This is a genomic window from uncultured Sulfitobacter sp., from assembly GCF_964021855.1.
Taxonomy (GTDB): domain Bacteria; phylum Pseudomonadota; class Alphaproteobacteria; order Rhodobacterales; family Rhodobacteraceae; genus Sulfitobacter.
The window spans coordinates 127,519-150,097 of sequence record NZ_CAXHZD010000002.1 but is presented as its reverse complement, the minus strand read 5'-3'; the positions used below and the strand labels follow the sequence as shown (position 1 = coordinate 150,097).

Here is a 22,579-nt window from a genome sequence, read left to right as displayed (position 1 = left end):
TTACTCCAAATCTGGGGGTTACCCCCCGGCTCAATTAAGTTTGCTTTCGCAAACAGTCTTGGTCCATTTTACGGGAATAAGCCAAAATGCCCTCACGCTTGCGCGCTTGGTAATTCTAACGTCTCCCATCTCAGAAAGGAAATTAAGGCTCATCGCCACCCTTCGTCTCGGACAGAAGACTCACCCAAAGAAACTTCAGGTGAATCGAGGGCGTGTTTAGGGGCTGTAGCGCAGAATGCCAAGAGCAAATTTTACCCACCCGCTTTTGACATCAACGCACTTGGTGCATTTGTGGCCGACCAGCGGGGTACCGAAGGGTGAACGGAGTTCAAACTAACGGTTTGCCCTCTGAAATCTGCGGCGATCCTTGAAGGAGTATATGGGCCATTCGATGAAGTCCCGAGCCGTCGATGACAAAATTCGCGGCGTATAACCTTTCAACCACATCGCGTAGGGCAGCGTCACCTGATCGCGCTGACACAACGTTTGGAAAAACCCCCACCACAAAGCGTTCAGTTCTGCCGTGGCTGGGTCACCCATCTTTTGGATCATTATGGTATTCATATAGAGACCCTTATTCGGCGGGAAACCGGCCTCCTGCATCGTACCCTTGATATGCTCATGCGCTTCGGGGCCGACCTTTGAGCGCCGCATCAGCACCCGGAGTTCCCGATAGCCACACTCCCGACCGGGATGGGAAAAAAGATACCGACCGGCAGGTGCATCGCCGTCGTATTCAGCCTCAATCTCCGCCACAATTTCTTTAGGGTCTCGGATCAGCGTTGCGCGGTTATCGACATAAATGACCCAGCGGTGATTGGGAAAATAGGGTTCCGGAGACAGCTTGGCTGAACGCGACGCGATCACCGCATCAGCCTCACCGGTACCACCAACGACTTGCGCGCCCGGGTACTCAAGCGAAAGGTTGTCAGTAATCAGGGCGCGGTCATAGCCTTCGCCGTTCCCCATCGATTCAAGATTAAGCGGCTCGTATTTTCCAAAATAGCACGAGTATACAGCGATATCGCCATGCACCTTTTCGACTGGCACAATTTGCGCGGCTTTACTTTGCATGGAATATGACGGTCGAAATCAGATTGCGTCGGTGCCTTCCGCCATCAATGACTTCTTTAACCTGACCATAGTCCCCACATTCGGCGTTCAGAAATTCGACAAGTCCTTCACGGGAAATCCCGAACGGGTCCAAAGGGCTGACTTTTTCAGGATCATATCCGATCCCGTGATCTAGAAACATGAAGCCGCCCGGGGCCAGACATTTAGCCCAAGCGGTAAAGGCGATCTTGGGGTCAAAGGAGTGGTCCCATGAGTTCGAGTAGATAAATCCGGTATTGCCCTCCCACTCGGGCTTGGTCTCGTGAAAATCCCATTGAATCGTATGCTCGAACTGCGTAGCCGTGTCGGAAATCTCGGTACCGATCACATCGACATCACCCGCCAAATGATCACGGAACCATTTCTGCTCAAACCCCTGGCGGGTCCCGTGGCAAATTCCGGTCTTTGGCTTAAGATCACTGGCATTTATATACTGGGACAAGATTGCGATGTGGTCCTCCCCGACCCATTGCCTGTCCAGTTTGAACTTGTTGCCAAGCGTCTGGATCTCTTTGTACAGCTCGTAATCAAATTCGCCGTCCGTCTCATAGGCAATCAACGCGCTCTCGCCATTCAGCTTTTCGACGCGAACCTTATCAGCATTATTTGCAACGAATTTCTTAAAGTCGCGACGCCTTACGCGCTCTACTTTTTTGTTCGGATCCTGCATCTTTGCTCAGCCTCTTGCTTTTCATAGAGTGCTAGCATGGCCCCGTTGATTATTCCAATATTTCCGAGAGCCCATTAAAGGCACCGGCGAAAATAGAATACGCGCAATAAAAAAAGGCCCCTCGCGATCTGCGAAGAGCCTTCTTAAAACGAACGTTATGAAACCGAAGAATTACTCGGTTACAGCGTTGTCTACTTCAACAGTCACACCTGGGCCCATTGTGGAGCTCAGTGCGATCTTTTTCATGTATGTGCCTTTGGAGCCTGCAGGCTTGGCTTTGGACACGGCACCAACAAAGGCGCGCACGTTCTCAACCAATTTTGCTTCGTCAAAGGACAGTTTGCCGATGCCGGCATGCACAACGCCGCCTTTTTCAGCTTTAAACTGAACCTGACCGCCTTTTGCAGCTTCAACAGCTTCTTTGATGTCCATGGTCACTGTGCCAACTTTTGGGTTTGGCATCAGGTTACGTGGGCCAAGAACTTTACCCAGACGACCAACGATTGGCATCATGTCAGGTGTCGCGATGCAACGATCAAAGTCGATCTTGCCGCCTTGAACAGCTTCCATCAGGTCTTCTGCGCCAACGATATCGGCACCAGCTGCTGTGGCTTCTTCTGCTTTTGGACCACGGGCGAATACTGCAACACGTACAGATTTGCCTGTGCCGTTTGGCAGGCCAACAACACCGCGAACCATTTGGTCAGCGTGACGTGGGTCAACACCAAGGTTCAGGGCGATTTCGATGGTTTCGTCGAACTTTGTGTTGCTGTTCGACTTGATCAACGTGACGGCTTCTTCAACTGTCAGGTTTTCTTTGCCAGCAAATGCTTCGCGTGCGGCGCGGGTGCGTTTTCCGAATTTTGCCATCTTACTTCACCTCAATGCCCATGGAACGGGCGGAGCCCAGAATGATCTTCATCGCAGCTTCTACATCAGTCGCGCTCAGATCGGCCATTTTCGCTTCTGCGATTTCGCGCAGCTGCTTGGTGGTCACAGAACCAACGGTTTCGCGGCTTGGTGTTTTCGCACCAGAGTTAACCTTGGCGGCTTTCTTCAGGTAGTAGGACGCAGGTGGCGTCTTGATGTCCATGGTAAAGGACTTGTCCTGATAATAGCTGATCACGGTCGGGCAAGGGGCACCTGGCTCCATGTCCGCTGTCTTGGCGTTGAACGCCTTACAGAATTCCATGATGTTAATCCCGCGCTGACCCAATGCAGGACCAACAGGTGGGGATGGGTTCGCTTGACCCGCTTTAACTTGCAACTTCATCGTACCGACGAGTTTCTTGGCCATTGGCCTTCTCCTTTTGATGTCGGTGGGTTTGCACCCACCCTACGCAACCACAACGCGTTGTGATCGTTTACTAGCGTGGTCCGGTTTGACTGCGCGCAGCCTCGCCTCCCACAAACGAACGGTGTCGCCACCGCATGGCGGGTTGCCCCGCCGACCCGCTCAGACCTGTTTATTGACCTGAGTGAATTCCAGTTCGACCGGTGTTTCGCGGCCAAAAATCGACACAGACACCTTAAGGCGCTGGTTCTCTTCGTCGACCTCTTCGATCATGCCGTCAAAGTCTTCGAACGGACCATCAGCAACCTTAACGCGCTCACCCACTTCAAAGTGGATCAAGGTGCGTGGTGCTTCTTCGCCCTCTTGGACACGGCCCAAGATCGCAGTTACTTCGGCATCGCGCATCGGCATCGGGCGCCCTTGTGGACCCAAGAAACCTGTGACGCGGTTGATCGAGTTGATCAGGTGATAACCACGGTCGGACATTTCCATGTGCACCAGAACATAGCCGGGCATAAAGCGCCGCTCTGTCGTGACCTTCTTACCGCGCCGAACTTCAATCACCTCTTCGGTGGGGACCAGCACTTCGTCAATCTGGTCCTCAAGCTCTTGCTCGGCGACCGTGGTGCGGATCTGTTCGGCGATCTTTTTCTCGAAATTCGACAAAACACTGACCGAATACCATCTTTTCGCCATCTGAACTCTGGTCCCTGTCTTGCGATGCGCATCTATGCCGCATCAAATTCTCAATAAAGCGGCAGACACCTGCCTGCCTTTCCTGAACAAAAAATCGGCGCGCAACTCGAATCGCCGCACGCCCCTTGTCAGGTTAGGGTTGCGGGATAGCCCGCATGCCCAAATGTTTCAAGGGGGTGAGCAAGGTTTTGCACATCCCCGGGTCGATCAGCCAAAGTAGGTCAGCACGTACTGCAACCCACCGCGGATCAAAATATCAACGATTGCGAAAAACACCGCCGTCAATGCCGCAAGGATAAAGACCATCACTGTGGTCAGCATCACTTCACGACGGGTGGGCCATACCACCTTGGACACTTCCGAGCGCACTTGCTGAATGAACTGGAGTGGATTGACTGTGGCCATGACGCGTTTCCTGTTTTTCAAAGGTTTCTGCGGTGTAGCGGCCAATGCGACCGAATTCAAGACTTCAATCGTCACCGCGCAGATACGGTATACGACAGGTCGCCCCAAGAGGCATGCATGTCAACATCGCATTGTCTGGAAAATTGGCAGGGGCTGAGGGACTCGAACCCACGACCCTCGGTTTTGGAGACCGATGCTCTACCAACTGAGCTAAACCCCTATGCCGAGTGGTGGGGTAGTCTGGAATCACCAAAGGATCAAGAGCATATGCGCTATCCGACCCGAAATTCCTTCTAGATATTGCCCGCGCGGTGGTACTCTTGCTCATTCACAACGGTTCCCCACACATCACCCTCGCTTTCAGCGTGCAGCACAAAGCCGAAGCTGCGGTAAAGATGCAAGGCGGGCTCCAACCCCGCAAAGGTGGTCAGCCACATTTTACCGTTGCTGTGCGTCTCGGCATGGGCGACGGCCAGCGACATCAGCTTGCGCCCCATTCCCGTGCCCCGACATCTGTCGGCGCAGATAAACCATCTAAGATGCGCACCACGCGTGCCTGATTCCGGGTCATGAAGGTCTAGGATAAGGGAGGCGGCGACCCCTTGGTCATCCCGCGCGATCAACACCAGATCCGTATCCTGCTTGTTTTGGGTAAACTTCGCGATCTGGTCGGCCACTTTAGCTTCAAAATAGCTCGTGAAGCCCCAATGCTTGGCATAATGCACCCCGTGCATTTGAATGATTTGACCAATCGCGCCGGGAAAAAATTCGTGGGTGATATCCATATGGTGCCGCCTTTCGTAAGGCGCACAGTCTACCCCCAGCGTGGCAAAAGAAAAGGCCGCCCTGTTTCCAGAGCGGCCTTTGTATACGTGCGAGCTTGAGCGGGGCTGGCCCGCTTTGGGCTTACTCGTTGATTTTGGACACAACGCCCGCGCCAACGGTGCGGCCGCCTTCGCGGATCGCAAAGCGCAAACCGTCTTCCATCGCGATGGGTGCGATCAGTTCAACGTCGAACTGCAGGTTGTCGCCAGGCATAACCATTTCAGTGCCTTCTGGCAGCTGAACGGTACCGGTAACGTCTGTGGTCCGGAAGTAGAACTGTGGACGGTAGTTCGCGAAGAACGGCGTGTGACGGCCACCCTCTTCCTTGGTCAGGATATACGCTTCGGCTGTGAACTTGGTGTGTGGCTTAACCGAACCTGGCTTACACAGAACCTGACCACGCTCAACGCCTTCACGGTCAACGCCGCGCAGCAGGGCACCGATGTTGTCGCCAGCTTCACCGCGGTCCAGCAGTTTGCGGAACATTTCAACGCCGGTACAGGTGGTTTTCTTGGTGTCGCGGATACCAACGATTTCAATCTCGTCGCCAACGTTGATCACGCCACGCTCAACACGGCCTGTCACAACTGTACCACGACCAGAGATCGAGAACACGTCTTCCACTGGCATCAGGAACGGCTGGTCAACAGCACGTGCTGGTGTCGGGATGTATTCGTCAACAGCGGCCATCAGCGCGCGGATCGAGTTTTCACCGATCTCAGGATCGCGGCCTTCCATGGCTGCCAAAGCGGAACCAGGAATTACAGGCATGTCGTCGCCAGGGTATTCGTAGGAAGACAGCAATTCGCGGATTTCCATTTCCACCAATTCCAGCAGCTCTTCGTCGTCAACCTGATCCACTTTGTTCATGTAAACAACCATGGTCGGGATACCAACCTGGCGGCCCAGCAGGATGTGCTCGCGGGTTTGTGGCATCGGGCCATCGGCCGCGTTCACAACCAGGATCGCGCCGTCCATTTGCGCCGCACCGGTGATCATGTTTTTCACATAGTCAGCGTGGCCGGGGCAGTCGACGTGGGCGTAGTGACGGTTTTCTGTCTCATACTCAACGTGGGCTGTCGAAATGGTGATGCCGCGTGCTTTTTCTTCGGGCGCGCCATCAATTTGGTCATACGCGCGGAAATCGCCAAAATACTTGGTGATCGCTGCTGTCAACGTCGTCTTGCCGTGGTCAACGTGACCAATCGTGCCGATGTTTACGTGCGGTTTATTACGTTCAAACTTTGCCTTAGCCATGATGCAGCCCTTTATATTAATGTGGGCCCTACGTCAGACCCAAACCTATCTGGCGGGCGATGTATTGGGTCTGGCGCATAAAATCAAGCGTCTGTTCGCGCTTGAAACCAGCATCTGCAAAGTAATTTCAGCTTATTCCGTGCTGGCGGCCGGTGCAGGCTCGGTATCGGCCCGCTCAATCACAGCATTCGCATCGCGATTGAACCACCCTTCGGCCTCATTTTGCTTGACCAAATAGTTCTCAATCGACTTGGCAGCGTTCTGGCTCAGGTTCTTAAGCTGCTCTTCGGCGGTCTTGGTATAACCCGACCCCACAATCGGCCCCTGATCAAACGATTCGAACACGGTAATCTGATGCGGTTTGTCGGTCAGCTTCTTGCCCGCCGCGTCATCCCACACATTCAGGTTAAGGATCATCACCGACTTGGGGGCCAGCACCAGCGGAATACCGGGAGGGGCCAGTACATAACCTTCTACGCTGACGCCAAAGTGATAATCGTGCGCGCCATCATAGCGATCAAAACGTTCTGCAATCGCGTCTTTGACGGCGGTGGTCAGCACCTCTTCGCTCACCTCGCGGCTGATCGGCAGCTTTTGAACTTTGGGCGCGACCACAATGTTATGGTATAGGTTAAAGTCGCCAAGCGGCACGGGGGCCTTGTTCAGATCGGCCGCGCCGTTGCAGGCAGCAACAAAGGTAACGGTCATCAAAATGGCAAGAACACGAAACATCTAAAGCCTCCATCGGCGCAAACTGTGTCCATGGCGATACCCCAAGCCCAACGGGGGTGCAATCTTTTGGGCCATTTGCAACCAACGGCCCAAGCCCTAACTATAATGTGTCGCAGAAAGGCACCTTTTGTATGAGCCAACCGCCCCTTCCCGTCCGTGTGCCCTTGGTGACCCGACCTTGGGGCATTCTGAAAAGCCTGCAAATGGCGCGGCGCAACATTCTAAGCATCATACCCGCCATCGCCACCAAGCAGCCCATGGTATCGGGTAAGACCGGCAAACGCTGGCATATGGTCATGGACCCCACAGCCATCCGCGAGGTGCTGCTGGACCGGCTGGAGGATTATCCAAAATCCCTCGTTGTCAAAAATCTGCTGAAACCGGCTATCGGGGATTCGCTGTTCATTGCAGAAGGTGCCCATTGGCGTTGGCAACGTCGGGCTGCCGCCCCGGTGTTCTCGGCGCGCAATATGCTGAACCTGTCACCGATGATGACTGCCGCTGCTGAACGATCCTGCGACCGCATCACAGCCGCAGGCCCCCGCGCCATCAACATGCTGGACGAGATGGTTACAACCACCTTTGACGTGATTTCTGATGTCACGTTTTCGGGCGATGACACCATTGACCGCGATGCCGTGCATGTCGCGATCGAGGATTACATCGCCCAAGCGGGCAAGGTCAGCCTGTTCGACATATTGGGTTTCCCCGACTGGGTGCCCCGCCCAGACCGGATCGTATCTGGCAAGGCCGTTCGCCAGATGAAACGTCTGGCCGATACCGCGATTGAGGCACGCGCCAAGCGCGGCAGCGACGGCACCCCCGATCTGCTGGACCTGCTGCTGGACGGCGAGGACCCTAAAACGAAACGGCAGATGAACACCGCAGAACTGCGCGATAACTTGCTAACCTTCATCGTTGCAGGGCACGAAACCACGGCCCTGACATTGTCGTGGTCGCTGTATCTGATGGGGTTTGATGAAGCCGCACAAGATAAGGCCCGTGCCGAGGCGCAATCGGTTCTACGGGGCCGCGCGGCCACGGGCGATGATGTCGAACACCTGCCCTATATTCGCCAGATCATCGACGAGGCGCTGCGCCTTTATCCACCGGCAGGGATGCTTTCACGAACTGCGCAAAAACATGATACGCTGGGCGGTCGCGAGGTCAGACCGGGCGATACGGTGATGATCCCGATCTATGCGTTGGGGCGTCATGAACAGCTGTGGGATGATCCCGATGCGTTCAAACCCGAACGGTTTGCCGACCGCAAATCGATTGACCGCTATGCCTATCTGCCCTTTGGCGATGGCCCACGCATTTGCATCGGTGCCAGCTTTGCGCTGCAAGAGGCGGTTATCATCCTTGCCACCTTGCTCTCGCGGTTCAAATTCACAGCCGTCGCAGGCAAGGATCCTGAACCCGTGATGATCCTCACGCTCCGCCCCGAGGGTGGTGTTTGGTTAACGGCAGAGCCGGTTTAGTCGCAGATCGATTGCAGGTCTGCCCAGCCAGCATCGTCCAGTATCGGCGCATATTCGCGGGTTTCATCAGCGGCGGCGCGGGCATTTTCAATACGGTCCGACAGGCTGGGATGGCTTAGGAAATGGCCCAACAATTCGTTGCCTTCACCATGTTCGTCACGCAGCCGTTCAAACATCGTGCCAAGCGCGGCTGGCGATACATTTGCGGCGTCAAGTCTCGCATAGCCGAATGCGTCAGCGTCCGTTTCAGCCTGCTGGCTATAGCTCGCGCTGATCAACCGTTCCGTTAGAAACAACACAGCGGCACCCCCGGCAAAATCGCCAAACAGCAGGCCCAAAATGCCGATGGAACCCGCCGAACGCAGCGCATGCCGTGTCGGATCACGACTGACCACATGGCCGATCTCGTGCGCAAGCACAGCGGCGACTTCGTCAGGGGTTTCCGCGTGATCGATCAACCCTTTAAAGATCACGACGAACCCGCCCGGCAAGGCAAAGGCGTTAATCATATCGTGATCCAGCACCGTAACGCTTAAACCCTCTGGCGCGCCCTCACCCGCCATCAGCGCAGCAGTCATTTGCCCAAGCGCCGCGACCCCAGCCGGGTTTTCGCACATGGCCAGCGGCGCAAGCGCGGTATCCCCTAACGCGTCGCGTATCTGTTCAAAGGTCGCTTCGCCCAACGCTCGTTCACCGGCGGGTGGGATGAAAACCGCTAGGCGGTCCGCCAGCAAAGGCACCAAAACCATGACCTGAAGCGCGACAGCGGCAACCGCTCCGGCTGCCCAAAGGGCCAGTTTCCCGCGGCCTTTTGGCGGGCTGCGGCGCGTTGCGTTTGGCAAATACCCCAGCAGCATTTGATCTGTAACCAACAGCCGCGCCAAGGGGTCCGTGATCAGCCGCAAGGCAAAGCTGTGCTTGTTGGCGTTATCCTCAAGAACGCGAATATCTTTGACAGGCCAAAAAAGCGTCGTGCCATCATCAAGGCCGATCTGAAGATTGTGATTAGCGATGTGCAGGCTGACCTCTTTACCAATCGGGCGGTCACCGTCGAAATAGGCAGAGCCAAAACCATTGAACCCCATGCTCATATCGCGGCCCCCAGATCCAATGCTTCGGCAAATCCTTCGGCCTCGGCGAATTCATCGCGCGCACGCTGGCTGATCCCCCGCAACCCATGGCGCTGTGGCAGCGACAGCGTTTGGGTCATATGGCGCATCAACGGAAAGGTGACGAAAGTGCTGTAAAGCACGTTCCACATCAAAAATATCGACAGGTAAAAGATCGCGATCATGGGGACAGCTACAATCTGGGGAAGGTCCACAGCCGCTCCGAAATCACCCATTGCGCCGCCCAGCATCGCCGAAGGCCCCAGCGTTAGAACTGCGAAAATCACCAGCCCCATGATCCCCAGCACCAAGGCGAGATAGGCGATAAAGCTGCCCAAAACGTAAATACTGGCGACCCGCGGGCCGCTTAGCCGTGAATGCAGCGTGATCCCTTCGGTCGTTTTGTAATTGGCCATCAAACGTTTTGAGACAAAGCGGTAGTGAATTGCCCCGTACAGCAACCCGATAATCCCGAGCAAAAATATCCCCAGCCGTTCCACCCCGACAACAGGAAGTGCTGCCGCGCCGCCGTCCATCATTTCCTCAATCGAGTGCATGACCCCGTCGGTTGTTATGTCAGCTGACACCACAATCGGGTCGAGCCAGAACATCCAGATCGCGCCCGCTGCCATGACAAAAAGCGATAGAATAAACGGGATCGCAGCACGGTAGAGCATTGCCCAATGCCCGCCTTGATGCAGCCGCGCCGAGCCGAAATAGGTTCGATCCGTCACGTATTTCTCAAGCCAGAACGTCATGCGGGGCCATAGCAACCCCAACGTTAGCAAGGTCACCGCCCAATGCACCAACGCCCGCCATGCATAGCCCCAAGCACCTTTTTCAAGGCCAAAGCGCACACCGCGCCAGCGGGTCCGGGCCAGAACATAGCGCCGTGCCCGGTACTGCGCATAAAACCAAAGCGGTATTACCCCCACGACACTGGCCAGATACCCCACGGACGCGCTGGAAAAGACCGAAAAACTGACGAACATGACCACCAGATTGATGATGCCAATGTAAAACGTCAGGATGACAACGGCGATAAAGAAGCCCAGCAATTTTTCCCACGGATCACCGACGTATTCCATCGGATGGCCGCCGGGCCGGATCGCCGACCAGAACCAGCGCCGCATACGCGTTTTCATCCAAAACCGGTAAAATCCCAGCGTGATAACGGTCAGAAAACCTGTCTTAAGCGCCAGCCAAAACAGCGCACCGCGGGAACCAGTGAAATATACAGGAAGGCCGACAGCATCGGACTTGGGCGATGTCAAAGCGACATCAGTCATTTGTTGGGCCGATTAGCCAAAACGATTGTCACGCGGGAAACCACGGGGTGCCATGCGGCCCGAACCAGCACGTTTGCCTGTCCATTCAGTCAAATCGGATTCGGTGCGGGTGCGCCCAGCCGGATCAAGCCAGCTCAGCCCGTCGGCACGAACAAACGTCGTCGCGTCCGACATGCCGCCGTCTTTGTATTTCTGCAGGCGCACGCCCTTGCCACGCCCCATTTCAGGCAACTCGTCCAACCCGAATACCAGCACCTTGCGGTTCTCACCAACCACAGCGACTGAATCGCCTGTGATGGGGGCACAGATCATCGCTTTGACGTCACCGCGGACGTTCAGAACCTGCTTACCCGTCCGGGTCTGCGCCAGAACTTCGTCCTCGGGCACCACAAAACCATCCCCGGCAGAGGACGCGACCAGCAGTTTTCGGCCCGCTTTGTGAATGAAAATATCAATGATCTGCACGTCGTTTGGCAGGTCCACCATCAAGCGCAATGGCTCACCCATGCCGCGCCCACCGGGCAGTGTGGCGGCAGATACGGTGTAGAAACGACCGTTCGAGCCAAACACCAGCAAGCGGTCGGTCGTTTCAGCATGGAAGATAAAGCGGGGGCCGTCGCCGTCTTTGAATTTCAGCTCGCGGTTCAGGTCGATATGGCCGGTCATCGCCCGGATCCACCCCATTTCAGAGCAGACAACGGTAATCGGTTCACGATCAATCATCGCCTCAAGCGGCACGTCCTCGATCTCGCCTGCCTCGGCGAAAGTCGAACGGCGCTTGCCGATATTCTTGCCATCCAGGGTCCAGTCTTTACCAAACTGCTTTTTGGTGGCCCGCAACTGATCGATGATGCTGGTCCATTGCAGTTCGTCGTTTTCCAACAGGTCTTCGAGGCCCGCGCGTTCTTCCATCAATGCGGCTTGTTCGCGCAGCAATTCCATCTCTTCGAGACGGCGCAGCGACCGCAGGCGCATGTTCAAAATCGCGTCTGCCTGAACTTCGCTTAGCGAATTTTCAGTTGTCGGTGCGGGTGGCACATAATCGGCCTCGTTCGTCGCGCGAACGTGGTCTTTGCCCCAATCCTCGGCCATCAACGCGGCTTTGGGGTCTTCATCATAGCGGATGATATCGATCACACGGTCCAGATTCAGGAAGGCGACGATAAAGCCTTCCAACACCTCAAGACGGTGATCGATCTTTTCCATCCGGTGTGCCGAACGGCGCTGCAAAACTTCGCGACGGTGATCCAAGAAGGCCCGCAGCACTTCTTTCATCGAGCAAACCTTAGGCGTCAGCCCGTCGATCAGCACGTTCATGTTCAGCGAAAACCGCACCTCAAGGTCGGAGCTGCGGTAAAGCATGCCCATCAGCACCTCGGGATCGACGTTTTTCGACCGCGGTTCAAGAATAAGGCGAATGTCATCGGCGGATTCGTCGCGCACATCGGCCAAAATCGGTATCTTTTTCAGCTGGATCAGCTCGGCGATTTTCTCGATCAGCTTGGATTTCTGAACCTGATAGGGAATTTCGGTGACGACAACCTGCCACGCCCCGCGCCCTAGATCTTCGACCTCATAGCGGCAGCGCAGGCGGAAACCGCCCTTGCCCGTGCGATAGGCATTGGCGATATTTTCAGCCGGTTCAACAATAATCCCGCCCGTGGGGAAATCGGGGCCGGGCACGAAATCAAGCAGTTTGTCATCGCCTGCGTTCGGGAATTTAATCAGGTGAATACAGGCATCCACCAGCTCTGCAATGTTATGCGGCGGAATATTCGTCGCCATGCCAACCGCGATGCCTGACGACCCATTGGCCAGCAGGTTCGGGAACTGCGCGGGCAACACCACAGGTTCGGTCAGCGTACCGTCATAGTTTTCGCGAAAATCAACGGCGTTTTCGTTCAACCCTTCCAGCATCGCCTCGGCGACGGCCGTCATGCGCGCTTCGGTATAGCGGCTTGCGGCGGGGTTATCGCCGTCGATGTTGCCAAAGTTGCCCTGACCATCAACCAGCGGATAGCGCACGTTGAAATCTTGGGCCAAGCGCGCCATCGCATCATAGATCGCGGCGTCGCCATGCGGGTGATAGTTCCCCATCACGTCGCCGGAAATCTTGGCTGATTTGCGGAAACCGCCTGTCGAGCTAAGCCGCAGTTCGCGCATGGCATATAGAATACGGCGGTGCACAGGTTTTAACCCGTCACGGGCATCCGGCAGCGCGCGATGCATAATTGTCGACAATGCATAGGTCAGATAGCGGTCGCCCAACGCGATACGCAGCGGTTCGGACACGTTCCGAGGATCGAATTCTGGGGGGGCGGTAACATCTGACATGGAAGGTGTTTATCCAAGCAGGCGTGAAGCGGCAAGCGGCTGTTTGGCTAAAATGACGCCAGGCAACACCAGACTGTTACCGCCCTGCAACGCTCAAAAGATTCTCGCGCCGTCAACGGGCAATTTGTGGTAAAAAGGCTAAGTGCGTGTCTTGGGGATGCCAACTGCTTGGCTCGTGACCCAATGCTGCAATGAGGACGTACAAAATGAAACGGTTTATCCTACTGACCTTTGGGTTTTTGGGCCTGGCTTTCTACGAACTAAGCGGTGGCGCTGATTTTGAGCCCCCGCGCCCGCCCGTCGTCGAGCCATCCCTGACCGAAGGGACGGTTGCCGGCGATGAACCACAGATCGAAGTGGCACGCGCCAAGCCACAGATCGCACCCCATACCCAGCAAGGGTTGGCTAATATCCGGCCGATTGACACCACACCACCCGGATTTGGCAACACGCCCGAACCTGACACTGCGCAAACAGACGACACCGCCCAGATCGATGATCTCGTGGCGGCGGTCGATGCAGCCGTCAAAGCCGCCGAGGCCCCCTTGGCAAATGAAGTGACTTTGGTCCCTGTTAATCTGAGCAGCACCACATCCGGCCAAGACACACCGGCAATCATCCCTAGCCTGATTACCCCCGATGACACAGGCGCGGTTACCATCGAAGCGAGTGGATCTGGCGATATCCGGACAGTGTCAGGCAACAGCGTAAACGTACGCGGCGGCCCCGGCACGGAATACGATGTCGTCACCCAACTGACCCGCGGCGATAGTGTTGAGATCATCAACGACAACGGCGATGGCTGGGTGCAACTGCGCCCGCTAAATGGCGGCCCTGTGGGCTGGATGGCCGATTATCTGCTCTCCGGCGTTTAAGCTGCGTTGCCATCACGGCACGAACACGCGATGAAAGGCCTTGGATAAAGGGGCCTTTCGTGACCGACAAAAGCATTTTGATAACCGGCTGTTCCTCTGGCATCGGATATGCCGCCGCGCATGGGCTGCGCGCACGGGGCTGGCGTGTTTTCGCATCCTGCCGCCAACAAGCAGATTGTGACCGGCTGACCGCCGAAGGGTTCGACAGCCCGTTGCTCGACTATACGGATACCGCCAGCATTCATTCAGCACTCGAAAATGTGCTGGACGCCACAGGTGGAACGCTGGATGCGCTCTATAACAACGGTGCCCATGCGACGCCCGGTGCCGTCGAAGACCTGCCCACGGACGCGCTGCGCGATATCTTTGAAAGCAACTTTTTCGGATGGCACGAGCTGACCCGTGTCGTTTTACCGATCATGCGTGCCCAAGGGCACGGGCGGATTGTGCAATGTTCCTCTGTTTTAGGCTTGGTGACGATGCCGTGGCGCGGGGCCTATAACGCGACAAAATTCGCGCTTGAGGGGCTGACCGACACCCTAAGGATCGAAATGCGCGACACGCCGATCCACATCGTTTTGATCGAACCCGGTCCCGTGACCTCAAAAATCCGCGCCAATTCGATCCCGTATTTCGAACGCTGGATCGATTGGGAAGCCTCCCCACGCCGGGATCAATACGAAAGCAAACTTAGAAAACGGCTCTATGCAAGCAGCGGGCCGGACACGTTCGAGCTGCCCCCAGAAGCCGTTGTGAAAAAGCTGGTTCACGCGCTTGAAGCGCCCAAGCCGCGCCCGCGTTATTATGTCACGACCCCCACATATATATCGGGGTTTTTACGGCGGATATTGCCGACACAGGCGCTTGACTGGGTGCTGGCGCGGTAAATTACGGTTGCGCAATACGCTTGCCTCGCTACATCTGGGCTTAGCACAAAGGAAAACCTATGTTCTCAGATCCTCTCTTTATACTGGTCTGCATTGCGGTGCTGGCTGTGATCATCATTCTGATTATGGGATTGGGCGGTTTTGCCAGCGGCGGCGAATTTAACAAGCGCAATTCAAACAAGCTGATGCGGCTGCGGCTTATTTCGCAGTTTATCGCCGTGGTTTTGATCGTGTTATATGTCTATCTGCGCAAGGATGCCGGCTGATGGTGGTCCTGAACAAAATCTACACCCGCACCGGCGACAAAGGCGATACCGCGCTTGGCAATGGGACGCGCGTTCCAAAACACGACCCCCGGGTCGAGGCCTACGGCACGTCAGACGAACTAAACTGTTTTGTCGGCGTGGCCCGTTTAGTGGCCACGGGTGAAACCGATATGGCCTTGTCCCGTATTCAGAATGATCTGTTCGATGTCGGTGCCGATCTGTGCCGCCCGGACATGAGCGCCGACGCCACGGCAGAATACCCGCCCCTGCGCATAGCCCCTGAACAAGTTGACAGGCTAGAGCGCGAAATCGACGTGATGAACAAAGACCTTGCCCCGCTACGTAGTTTTATCCTGCCCGGCGGCAGCGAGTTGGCTGCACATCTGCATGTCTGCCGCACGGTTGCCCGGCGCGCTGAACGCCTGACTGTCCAGCTTGCCCAGCAAGAAGACGTAAACGAAGCCACCGTCCGCTATCTGAACCGTCTCAGCGACTGGTTCTTTGTCGCGGCCCGGATGGCCAACAACAGCGGCGAAAATGATGTTTTGTGGGTGCCGGGGGCAAACAGATAACAAAAAATAATTGAAAACGCCGCGTCCAAACAACGCAAAACGCCGTTTTTGATCTGTTTTGATACGAGATGCTTCGTTACACCGACGAAGAGTTCAAATGACTTGGCCAAATATCCGAGTCGTAAACTGAGGAGAGATAACGCCCATGAAGGTATTGGTACCTGTAAAGCGCGTGATCGACTATAACGTGAAAGTACGCGTCAAAGCGGACGGCACGGGTGTTGATCTTGCTAATGTAAAAATGTCCATGAACCCGTTCGATGAGATTTCTGTCGAACAGGCGATCCGTCTGAAAGAAGCCGGTCAGGTCGACGAAGTCGTGGTTGTTTCCATCGGCGTAAAGCAATCGCAAGAAACCTTGCGCACAGCTTTGGCCATGGGTGCTGACCGGGCCATTTTGGTTGTCGCAGCTGACGATGTTCACAACGACATCGAACCGCTGGCCGTGGCCAAGATCCTTAAGGCGATTGTTGACGAAGAACAGCCCGGGCTGGTTCTTTGTGGCAAGCAAGCGATCGACAACGACATGAACGCGACAGGCCAAATGCTTTCTGCGCTTTTGGGTTGGTCACAGGCCACCTTTGCTTCCAAGGTCGAAATTGATGGCGATAGCGCCGTTGTGACCCGCGAAGTTGACGGTGGTTTGCAAACCATCAAGGTTTCAATGCCAACAGTCGTAACTGTTGACCTGCGCCTGAACGAACCACGCTATGCGTCGCTGCCAAACATCATGAAGGCCAAGAAAAAGCCGATGGATGAAAAGACCCCTGCCGATTACGGCGTCGAGGTCGGCAACCGTCTGGAAATCGTGAAAACGGTTGAACCAGCGGAACGCGCAGCAGGTATCAAAGTTGATAGCGTTGACGCACTTGTGGCGAAACTTAAAGAAGCGGGGGCTGTGTAATGGCTGTTCTACTCCTTGCAGAAGTAACCGATGGCGAATTGGCAATGGACGCGACCGCAAAAGCGGTCACCGCGGCCAAGCAAATCGGTGACGTAACCGTATTGTGCGCAGGCAGCTCTGCTGCAGCGGCAGGCGAAGCGGCGTCCAAGATCGACGGCGTGTCCAAAGTGATCGTCGCCGAAGACGCATCTTTGGGTCACCGCTTGGCCGAATCGACAGCGGCACTGATCGTGTCGATGGCTGGCGACTATGACCACATCGTTGCACCGGCCACGACCGACGCAAAAAACGTAATGCCCCGCGTTGCGGCGCTGCTGGACGTCATGATCATCTCTGACGCCTCCGGTGTTGTTGATGCAGACACGTTCGAGCGTCCAATCTATGCCGGTAACGCTGTTCAGACAGTCAAATCCACCGATGCGAAGAAAGTTATCACTTTCCGCACATCGACATTTGACGCGGCTGGCACCGGTGGTTCCGCATCTGTTGAGACAATTTCGGCTGCTGCCGATCCCGGCCTATCGTCATGGGTTGAAGATCACGTTGCTGCCAGCGACCGTCCTGAATTGACATCCGCTGGTGTGGTTGTCTCCGGCGGCCGCGGTGTCGGCTCCGAAGAAGACTTTGCCCTGATCGAGAAACTGGCCGACAAACTGGGTGCCGCCGTTGGCGCGTCCCGCGCTGCGGTCGATTCAGGCTATGCCCCGAACGATTGGCAAGTGGGCCAGACCGGCAAGGTCGTCGCACCCGAACTTTATGTTGCTGTCGGTATTTCCGGCGCAATCCAGCACTTGGCCGGTATGAAAGACAGCAAAATCATCGTCGCAATCAACAAAGACGAAGAAGCCCCCATCTTTCAGGTTGCCGACTACGGATTGGTTGCCGACCTGTTCGAAGCAGTGCCGGAGCTGATCGAAAAGCTGTAAGCCTAAGCTGAAAATTGAATATAGAAAGGCCCGTCAGAAATGGCGGGCCTTTTTCATTCTAACGCTCCGTCAGGCCATTTTCGACATGGCCTGAATGACAGCCGCCGCCGCTTCTTGGTGGGCACGCGGTCCGGGAAATTCCTGCGCGATTAACGCTTCCAAGGGGGCAAACACCATCCCCTCTGTACCGTCACCTCTGGCTGCGGCCGATGGCACGACCTCCACTACCTGAGAGACATAGGGCGCGACCTGCGCAATCATACGGCGCGTGACAAACAGCGGATCATCGCCAAGCCCGTTTAATGGCAGGATGTCCTCTGCCGGGTGATGATCGGCAAACCATAACAGAATAACCTTGCCGTTCATCTGCTCGGCCAGCAGTCTCATCCGTGTGACCCAAGCCGATTGCAGTTCATTATAGATCGCATCGAAACGGTCTGGCGACGTTTTCCTAAGCGTCGTCAGCAAGTGCTTGTTGAAATGGAACTCCGAAAAGTCGATTTCGCGGAAAATCGTCTTGAGCAAATCAGACGGTGCCAAAAACCGGTCGTTGCGCCGCGGATGGACCGAATAGAAACGGTTGCTCATGTTCTGGGCACCCATCACCTGAATAACTGTCATCACAGCCTCTGCAGCGGCCACTGGGACATAAGGATCGCGGGCGAACACATCTATCCCCGCATTTAGACAGCCGAAATTAACGCAGCGCTGACCGGTTTCTTCTTCGACCAGCGTGGCAAATGGTTTCGCAATAAAACGCCCATAGGTTTCTGTCCCGCCTATAAACGCAATATAAGGTTCATCCAGTGCACGCTTTGGCCCCCTGAAAAGTAATTTTGACGTACCATATCGGCACGGCTGATAGTCCAGAGCCCCCGGCCCCATCGCAACATAGGTCATTACACCCACCTTTATTAACTCACCCAAGGCTCAAGATGGCTGCAAAGGTTTTCGAATAGCTTAAAGATTGAATTTACGAGAACTTATCATCAAATCCGGCCCTTGCAGCTACTACCCACTGCGCCCTATGCTGCGCGCAAAACAACAAAGGACAGCGCATGGATATCCAGACAATCGGCATCGTTGGCGCGGGCCAAATGGGCAACGGCATCGCCCATGTTATGGCCTTGGCCGGGTATGATGTTCTCTTGACCGACGTCAGTGCCGAGGCCTTGCAAGCCGCAGTGGATACCATCACCGGCAACCTTGATCGTCAGGTCGGCCGGGGCAAAGTCGCCGAAGCGGATCGCGACGCCGCACTTGCGCGCATTACCACGACACAGACCCTAAGCGATCTTGGTCAAAGCGATCTGGTCATCGAGGCCGCAACGGAACGCGAAACCGTGAAACAGGCGATTTTCGAGGATCTGATCCCGCATCTTAAGCCGACCACGATCCTGACATCGAACACGTCTTCGATCTCGATCACGCGGCTTGCAAGCAGAACAGACCGACCCGAGAAATTCATGGGTTTCCATTTCATGAACCCCGTGCCCGTGATGCAATTGGTCGAACTGATCCGCGGCATTGCCACGGACAAAGAAACATTCGCAGCATGTCAGGCCGTGGTCGCAAAATTGGGTAAAACCGCAGCCTCCGCCGAAGATTTCCCCGCATTCATTGTGAACCGGATTCTGATGCCGATGATCAACGAGGCTGTTTATACGCTTTATGAAGGCGTGGGGTCCGTCGAATCCATTGATAGCTCGCTGAAGCTGGGGGCCAATCACCCGATGGGGCCGCTCGAACTGGCCGATTTTATCGGTCTGGATACGTGCCTTGCCATTATGAACGTGCTGCATGACGGGTTGGCAGATACCAAGTACCGTCCCTGCCCCTTGCTGACCAAATACGTGGAGGCCGGATGGCTTGGCCGCAAAACGCAGCGCGGTTTTTATGACTACCGTGGGGACGTGCCCGTACCGACCCGCTGAGTTTTTAATGAACCGTCTGGGGGCCAGCCCCCAGACCCCCGGGATTTTTGACCATTTGGAAACAGGTTAATCTTTTAGATTAAGCGTGTGGTTCCGTAGCCAAGCCATGAACCCACGCGGGTCATCCTTAAACTCTGCCAATTGCGCGTCTGTCAGTGGGTGCCCCACAATCGGGCCCTGAGGTTTGTTGCAGGCATGCACGATCTCGTGCAGCAAAAGCCCCTGACGCAGCATTGGCGAGATTTTATTGGCGATTTGGTATGCGCGACTATTGGAGCCCGGAAACTTCATCGGCACCACTTGGGCACCTGATCTGCGGATCATTTTCGCTGTAAAGACGTTCCATTCAGCCTCAACCGCCGGGCCGAAATATGTGTCGGACGACGCGACCACGCCAGAGGGGAACAGCGCGACAACACCGCCATCTTTCAGGAACGACATCGCTTTCGCCCGCATTTCGACGCCCTTGCGCTGCGCGTCAGGATCGTGGGGAAACGGTACCGGGATCATGTAACTGCCGGCCACCTCGTCGATCGAGGTTAGCAAAGAGCGGGTCAAAATCCGGTAGTCGGGGCGCACACGGCCAATCAAGTCGGCAAAGATCATACCGTCCACCATACCGTGAGGGTGGTTGGCAACGATGACAACAGGGCCAGACTTGGGAATGCGGTCAAGTTGATGTTGCGGTGTTGTTAGTTCAATACCCATCGTATCCAGAGCGGCGCGCCAGAACCCCTGCCCCTTCGGCGCACCGTTTGCTTCCAACTTGCGGATCATTCTGAGAATCGAAATCTTGCCTGTAAAAAGCTCGATCAAGCTGATCACGCGCGACTTGATCGGGTGATCAAAAGTAGACGCATATGACAGGCTTCGGCGGTCGTATTTAGTGAAGAAAACGGTGTCTCCGTCTTCTTCCGACTTTAGTGGGTCACGAATTGACTGGCTATCATTTATCAAAACGAGAGGTCCCTAACACGGAGGCGGATCATTCGCATGTCGACAGACCTAATGACCTTCGCCAAATTTGTCGGCCACAAGCGCTGTTAAGGCTTCTGCCAGCGCATCCTGATCAGGGCCGGAGGTCTGTACATCGATGGTAGACCCCTTGGAGGCCGCCAGCATCAACAACCCCATGATACTGTCACCCGAGGCCGACATACCATCTTTGCTCACTTCAGCGCGCGCATCAAATGCTTCGACGACCTCGACCAGTTTGGCAGAAGCACGGGCATGAAGCCCCTTTTCGTTGACAATCTTCAGTGAAACCTGGGTCATCTTGGGGCCTTATTATCCTGCACTGACATTTTGGCTATCAATATACTTTCGACCCGCGGCAAGCGCGGCGCGCACGGCTTCGGGAACATCTAGATCGCGGGACTTGGCCAGTTTGATAAGCATGGGCAAGTTGGCACCATAAATAATGCGTCGGTTTTCCGGGCGGCACGCCATAAGGCTCAGGTTCGATGGCGATCCGCCAAACAGGTCCGTCACAACAACAACACCGCCGCCGGTATCAACCGCGTTGGCGGCTTCGCAGATTTCTTGTTCTTTGGCTGCGCGGTCATGATCGGCATCGATCGAAATCGCGCGGACACCATTTTGGGACCCGACAACATGTTCGATTGCAGCCAAATATTCTTTGGCCAGACCCCCATGTGCTACGATAACAATGCCTATCAACGCGCCGTCTCTTCCCGCTTTTTTTGGTCCAGTTCGCGGTGCCTAATTGACACCTGCCAGCCCGCTTCTGCAAGGCTGAAAGCATGGGCTTGCGCCAAAGTAACGGAACGATGTTGACCGCCCGTACACCCAAACGCGATTGAAATGTGCGATTTCCCCTCTGACTGGCAGGCTGGCAAAATCAATAAGCTGAGATCAAGGACCTGTTTGGCGAAGGCGTCATAAAGCGGGTCCTGTTTGACGTAATCCTGGACGGCTGTATCCGTCCCGTTCAGCGATCTTAGCGCAGGTTCCCAAAACGGGTTTCGCAGGAAACGGCAGTCAAAAACCATGTCAACGCTACGTGGCAATCCGCGTTTATAGGAGAAGGACTGGACCGAAATACTAAGGTGATGCGTGCCACCAACGGCAAACCAATGCTCAATCTCTTCGCGCAGCTGGTGGATGTTCAACTCGGTCGTGTCGATCAAGGTATCCGCCTGCGCGCGCACGGGGGCCAGCAGCTCTTTCTCTAGTCTGATCCCTTCGGAAGGCGCATCGGAAAGCGCCAAGGGATGACGCCGGCGGGTTTCGGAGAAACGCCGCAGCAAGACATCGGTCGCGCAATCGAGATATAAAAGTTCAGCCTGAACGTCGGGCCGCGCCCGCATCTGGGCAAACACTTCGGTCACCCGGTCGGTCGAAAAATCGCGGTTCCTTTGGTCAATACCCAAGGCCATCGGCCGGATCTGACCGGGGGCATCCAGCAGCGCCACTAGCATCCGCAAGGGGATATTATCGATCACTTCAAAGCCTGCATCCTCAAGCACGTTAAGCGCAGAGGATCGGCCGGCACCGGCGGGACCGGTCACCAAGACAACACGTCGGGTCTTTTTCAGGGCGTCATTCATGTCGCTTTGGTTGCACATTCTTGAGGGTGAGGAAAAGAGCTGCGGCAAAATGCGGCCCTTCACTTTTGTGTAAACATGGCACGGATTGCCCCAACAGCTTTACCTCATGTGGCAACGGGAGTCTCTCGACTTCGTCTTGGCCCATATCGATTGCAAGACAAACCGGGACATTCTGTTCATGCGGTACGTGCAGAATACCAACACCGCGCGCCTCGATCATGCCGCAGATCGCGGTGGGGCAATCAGCGACTAGACCCGAAGGGGCACGCGAAATATGGGTTCGGTCGTCAGCAACAAGCACAGCGCCAAGCGCTAAAAGTTGCAGGGCCAAGGTTGATTTACCCGACCCCGAAGGGCCCAAGATAATCAGCCCACGTCCATCAAGACATACCGTAGTTGCGTGGATCACCTGCTCGGACGGTGGGGTGTCTTCCACG

26 protein-coding genes and 1 tRNA gene are annotated in these 22,579 nt (G+C 55.6%); 8 read left to right on the top strand and 19 right to left on the bottom strand.

The annotated features are described in order from the left end of the window. Positions 1–333 precede the first annotated feature (333 nt). The 10 genes from AADJ11_RS06915 to AADJ11_RS06870 all read right to left on the bottom strand — a co-directional run bounded on the left by AADJ11_RS06915 (position 334) and on the right by AADJ11_RS06870 (position 6,992). Positions 334–1,074 carry a hypothetical protein gene (locus AADJ11_RS06915; protein ID WP_341233821.1) on the bottom strand — a complete coding sequence of 247 codons (741 nt, stop codon included), beginning with the start codon at positions 1,072–1,074 and terminating at the stop codon, positions 334–336. Then, the gene (locus tag AADJ11_RS06910; RefSeq protein WP_341233820.1) at positions 1,064–1,783 is read right to left on the bottom strand and encodes a hypothetical protein; all 720 of its coding nucleotides are present in this window, start codon (positions 1,781–1,783) and stop codon (positions 1,064–1,066) included. The genes AADJ11_RS06915 and AADJ11_RS06910 overlap by 11 nt, the downstream gene beginning before the upstream one ends. A gap of 171 nt (positions 1,784–1,954) precedes the next feature. Beyond that, on the bottom strand, positions 1,955–2,653 hold the full coding sequence (gene rplA / locus AADJ11_RS06905) for a 50S ribosomal protein L1 (RefSeq protein WP_341233819.1): 699 nt from the start codon (positions 2,651–2,653) through the stop codon (positions 1,955–1,957). A gap of 1 nt (position 2,654) precedes the next feature. Further along, on the bottom strand, positions 2,655–3,080 hold the full coding sequence (gene rplK, locus AADJ11_RS06900; RefSeq protein ID WP_341233818.1) for a 50S ribosomal protein L11: 426 nt from the start codon (positions 3,078–3,080) through the stop codon (positions 2,655–2,657). A 159-nt stretch (positions 3,081–3,239) separates the two neighbouring features. After that, on the bottom strand, positions 3,240–3,773 hold the full coding sequence (gene nusG, locus AADJ11_RS06895; protein WP_341233817.1) for a transcription termination/antitermination protein NusG: 534 nt from the start codon (positions 3,771–3,773) through the stop codon (positions 3,240–3,242). Positions 3,774–3,980: 207 nt separating this feature from the next. Then, complete coding sequence (gene secE, locus AADJ11_RS06890; RefSeq protein WP_341233816.1) at positions 3,981–4,178, bottom strand: preprotein translocase subunit SecE; 198 nt, start codon at positions 4,176–4,178, stop codon at positions 3,981–3,983. A gap of 144 nt (positions 4,179–4,322) precedes the next feature. After that, positions 4,323–4,398: transfer RNA gene (locus AADJ11_RS06885), tRNA-Trp, on the bottom strand. 73 nt (positions 4,399–4,471) lie between these two features. After that, positions 4,472–4,963 (bottom strand): GNAT family N-acetyltransferase, encoded by a 492-nt coding sequence (locus AADJ11_RS06880; RefSeq protein WP_341233815.1) that lies wholly within the window; start codon positions 4,961–4,963, stop codon positions 4,472–4,474. Positions 4,964–5,084: 121 nt separating this feature from the next. After that, entirely contained in the window at positions 5,085–6,260 is a 1,176-nt protein-coding gene (tuf, locus tag AADJ11_RS06875) for an elongation factor Tu (RefSeq protein WP_341233814.1), read from the bottom strand. A 132-nt stretch (positions 6,261–6,392) separates the two neighbouring features. Continuing rightward, complete coding sequence (locus AADJ11_RS06870; RefSeq protein WP_341233813.1) at positions 6,393–6,992, bottom strand: hypothetical protein; 600 nt, start codon at positions 6,990–6,992, stop codon at positions 6,393–6,395. 131 nt (positions 6,993–7,123) lie between these two features. Here AADJ11_RS06870 and AADJ11_RS06865 point away from each other — a divergent pair, with 131 nt between their 5' ends. Continuing rightward, positions 7,124–8,476: a cytochrome P450 gene (locus AADJ11_RS06865; RefSeq protein WP_341233812.1), complete on the top strand. Its 1,353-nt coding sequence runs from the start codon at positions 7,124–7,126 to the stop codon at positions 8,474–8,476. Here the strand turns inward: AADJ11_RS06865 and AADJ11_RS06860 are convergent. Genes AADJ11_RS06860 through parC form a run of 3 tightly spaced genes read right to left on the bottom strand, consistent with a single transcriptional unit; the run spans position 8,473 to position 13,208 of the window. Further along, positions 8,473–9,567 (bottom strand): M48 family metallopeptidase, encoded by a 1,095-nt coding sequence (locus AADJ11_RS06860; RefSeq protein WP_341233811.1) that lies wholly within the window; start codon positions 9,565–9,567, stop codon positions 8,473–8,475. The genes AADJ11_RS06865 and AADJ11_RS06860 overlap by 4 nt on opposite strands. Then, complete coding sequence (locus AADJ11_RS06855; RefSeq protein WP_341233810.1) at positions 9,564–10,874, bottom strand: DUF898 family protein; 1,311 nt, start codon at positions 10,872–10,874, stop codon at positions 9,564–9,566. The genes AADJ11_RS06860 and AADJ11_RS06855 overlap by 4 nt, the downstream gene beginning before the upstream one ends. Before the next feature lie 12 nt (positions 10,875–10,886). Next, positions 10,887–13,208, bottom strand: coding sequence for a DNA topoisomerase IV subunit A (gene parC / locus AADJ11_RS06850; protein WP_341233809.1), 2,322 nt, complete (start codon positions 13,206–13,208; stop codon positions 10,887–10,889). A 206-nt stretch (positions 13,209–13,414) separates the two neighbouring features. On the opposite strand from parC, the gene AADJ11_RS06845 reads away from it, so the two are divergent. The 6 genes from AADJ11_RS06845 (at position 13,415) to AADJ11_RS06820 (ending at position 17,638) form a co-directional block, all read left to right on the top strand. Further along, positions 13,415–14,083: an SH3 domain-containing protein gene (locus AADJ11_RS06845; RefSeq protein ID WP_341233808.1), complete on the top strand. Its 669-nt coding sequence runs from the start codon at positions 13,415–13,417 to the stop codon at positions 14,081–14,083. A gap of 59 nt (positions 14,084–14,142) precedes the next feature. Continuing rightward, complete coding sequence (locus AADJ11_RS06840) at positions 14,143–14,970, top strand: SDR family oxidoreductase (RefSeq protein WP_341233807.1); 828 nt, start codon at positions 14,143–14,145, stop codon at positions 14,968–14,970. Between the two features lie 59 nt (positions 14,971–15,029). Next, a complete protein-coding gene (locus tag AADJ11_RS06835; RefSeq protein WP_341233806.1) occupies positions 15,030–15,236 on the top strand; it encodes a twin transmembrane helix small protein in 207 nt (68 codons plus the stop codon). Continuing rightward, on the top strand, positions 15,236–15,808 hold the full coding sequence (locus AADJ11_RS06830; protein ID WP_341233805.1) for a cob(I)yrinic acid a,c-diamide adenosyltransferase: 573 nt from the start codon (positions 15,236–15,238) through the stop codon (positions 15,806–15,808). The genes AADJ11_RS06835 and AADJ11_RS06830 overlap by 1 nt, the downstream gene beginning before the upstream one ends. 145 nt (positions 15,809–15,953) lie before the next feature. Continuing rightward, positions 15,954–16,712, top strand: a complete 759-nt coding sequence (locus tag AADJ11_RS06825) for an electron transfer flavoprotein subunit beta/FixA family protein (RefSeq protein WP_341233804.1) — start codon at positions 15,954–15,956, stop codon at positions 16,710–16,712. Next, the gene (locus tag AADJ11_RS06820) at positions 16,712–17,638 is read left to right on the top strand and encodes an FAD-binding protein (RefSeq protein ID WP_341233803.1); all 927 of its coding nucleotides are present in this window, start codon (positions 16,712–16,714) and stop codon (positions 17,636–17,638) included. Before AADJ11_RS06825 ends, AADJ11_RS06820 begins: the two co-directional genes overlap by 1 nt. A 69-nt stretch (positions 17,639–17,707) precedes the next feature. On the opposite strand, the gene AADJ11_RS06815 is transcribed toward AADJ11_RS06820, so the two are convergent. Then, positions 17,708–18,538, bottom strand: a complete 831-nt coding sequence (locus tag AADJ11_RS06815; protein WP_341233802.1) for a DUF6473 family protein — start codon at positions 18,536–18,538, stop codon at positions 17,708–17,710. 158 nt (positions 18,539–18,696) lie between these two features. Between AADJ11_RS06815 and AADJ11_RS06810 the strand changes: the two genes are divergently transcribed. Continuing rightward, a complete protein-coding gene (locus AADJ11_RS06810) occupies positions 18,697–19,572 on the top strand; it encodes a 3-hydroxybutyryl-CoA dehydrogenase (protein ID WP_341233801.1) in 876 nt (291 codons plus the stop codon). Positions 19,573–19,638: 66 nt separating this feature from the next. Here the strand turns inward: AADJ11_RS06810 and AADJ11_RS06805 are convergent, their stop codons facing one another. The 5 genes from AADJ11_RS06805 to AADJ11_RS06785 all read right to left on the bottom strand — a co-directional run bounded on the left by AADJ11_RS06805 (position 19,639) and on the right by AADJ11_RS06785 (position 22,578). After that, positions 19,639–20,508 (bottom strand): lysophospholipid acyltransferase family protein, encoded by an 870-nt coding sequence (locus AADJ11_RS06805; RefSeq protein ID WP_341234468.1) that lies wholly within the window; start codon positions 20,506–20,508, stop codon positions 19,639–19,641. Between the two features lie 69 nt (positions 20,509–20,577). Further along, on the bottom strand, positions 20,578–20,847 hold the full coding sequence (locus AADJ11_RS06800) for an HPr family phosphocarrier protein (protein ID WP_341233800.1): 270 nt from the start codon (positions 20,845–20,847) through the stop codon (positions 20,578–20,580). Positions 20,848–20,859: 12 nt separating this feature from the next. Continuing rightward, positions 20,860–21,252, bottom strand: a complete 393-nt coding sequence (locus tag AADJ11_RS06795; protein ID WP_341233799.1) for a PTS fructose transporter subunit IIA — start codon at positions 21,250–21,252, stop codon at positions 20,860–20,862. Further along, the gene (gene rapZ, locus AADJ11_RS06790) at positions 21,249–22,142 is read right to left on the bottom strand and encodes an RNase adapter RapZ (protein ID WP_341233798.1); all 894 of its coding nucleotides are present in this window, start codon (positions 22,140–22,142) and stop codon (positions 21,249–21,251) included. The genes AADJ11_RS06795 and rapZ overlap by 4 nt, the downstream gene beginning before the upstream one ends. After that, positions 22,135–22,578, bottom strand: coding sequence for a serine kinase (locus AADJ11_RS06785; RefSeq protein WP_341233797.1), 444 nt, complete (start codon positions 22,576–22,578; stop codon positions 22,135–22,137). The genes rapZ and AADJ11_RS06785 overlap by 8 nt, the downstream gene beginning before the upstream one ends. Position 22,579 lies beyond the last annotated feature (1 nt).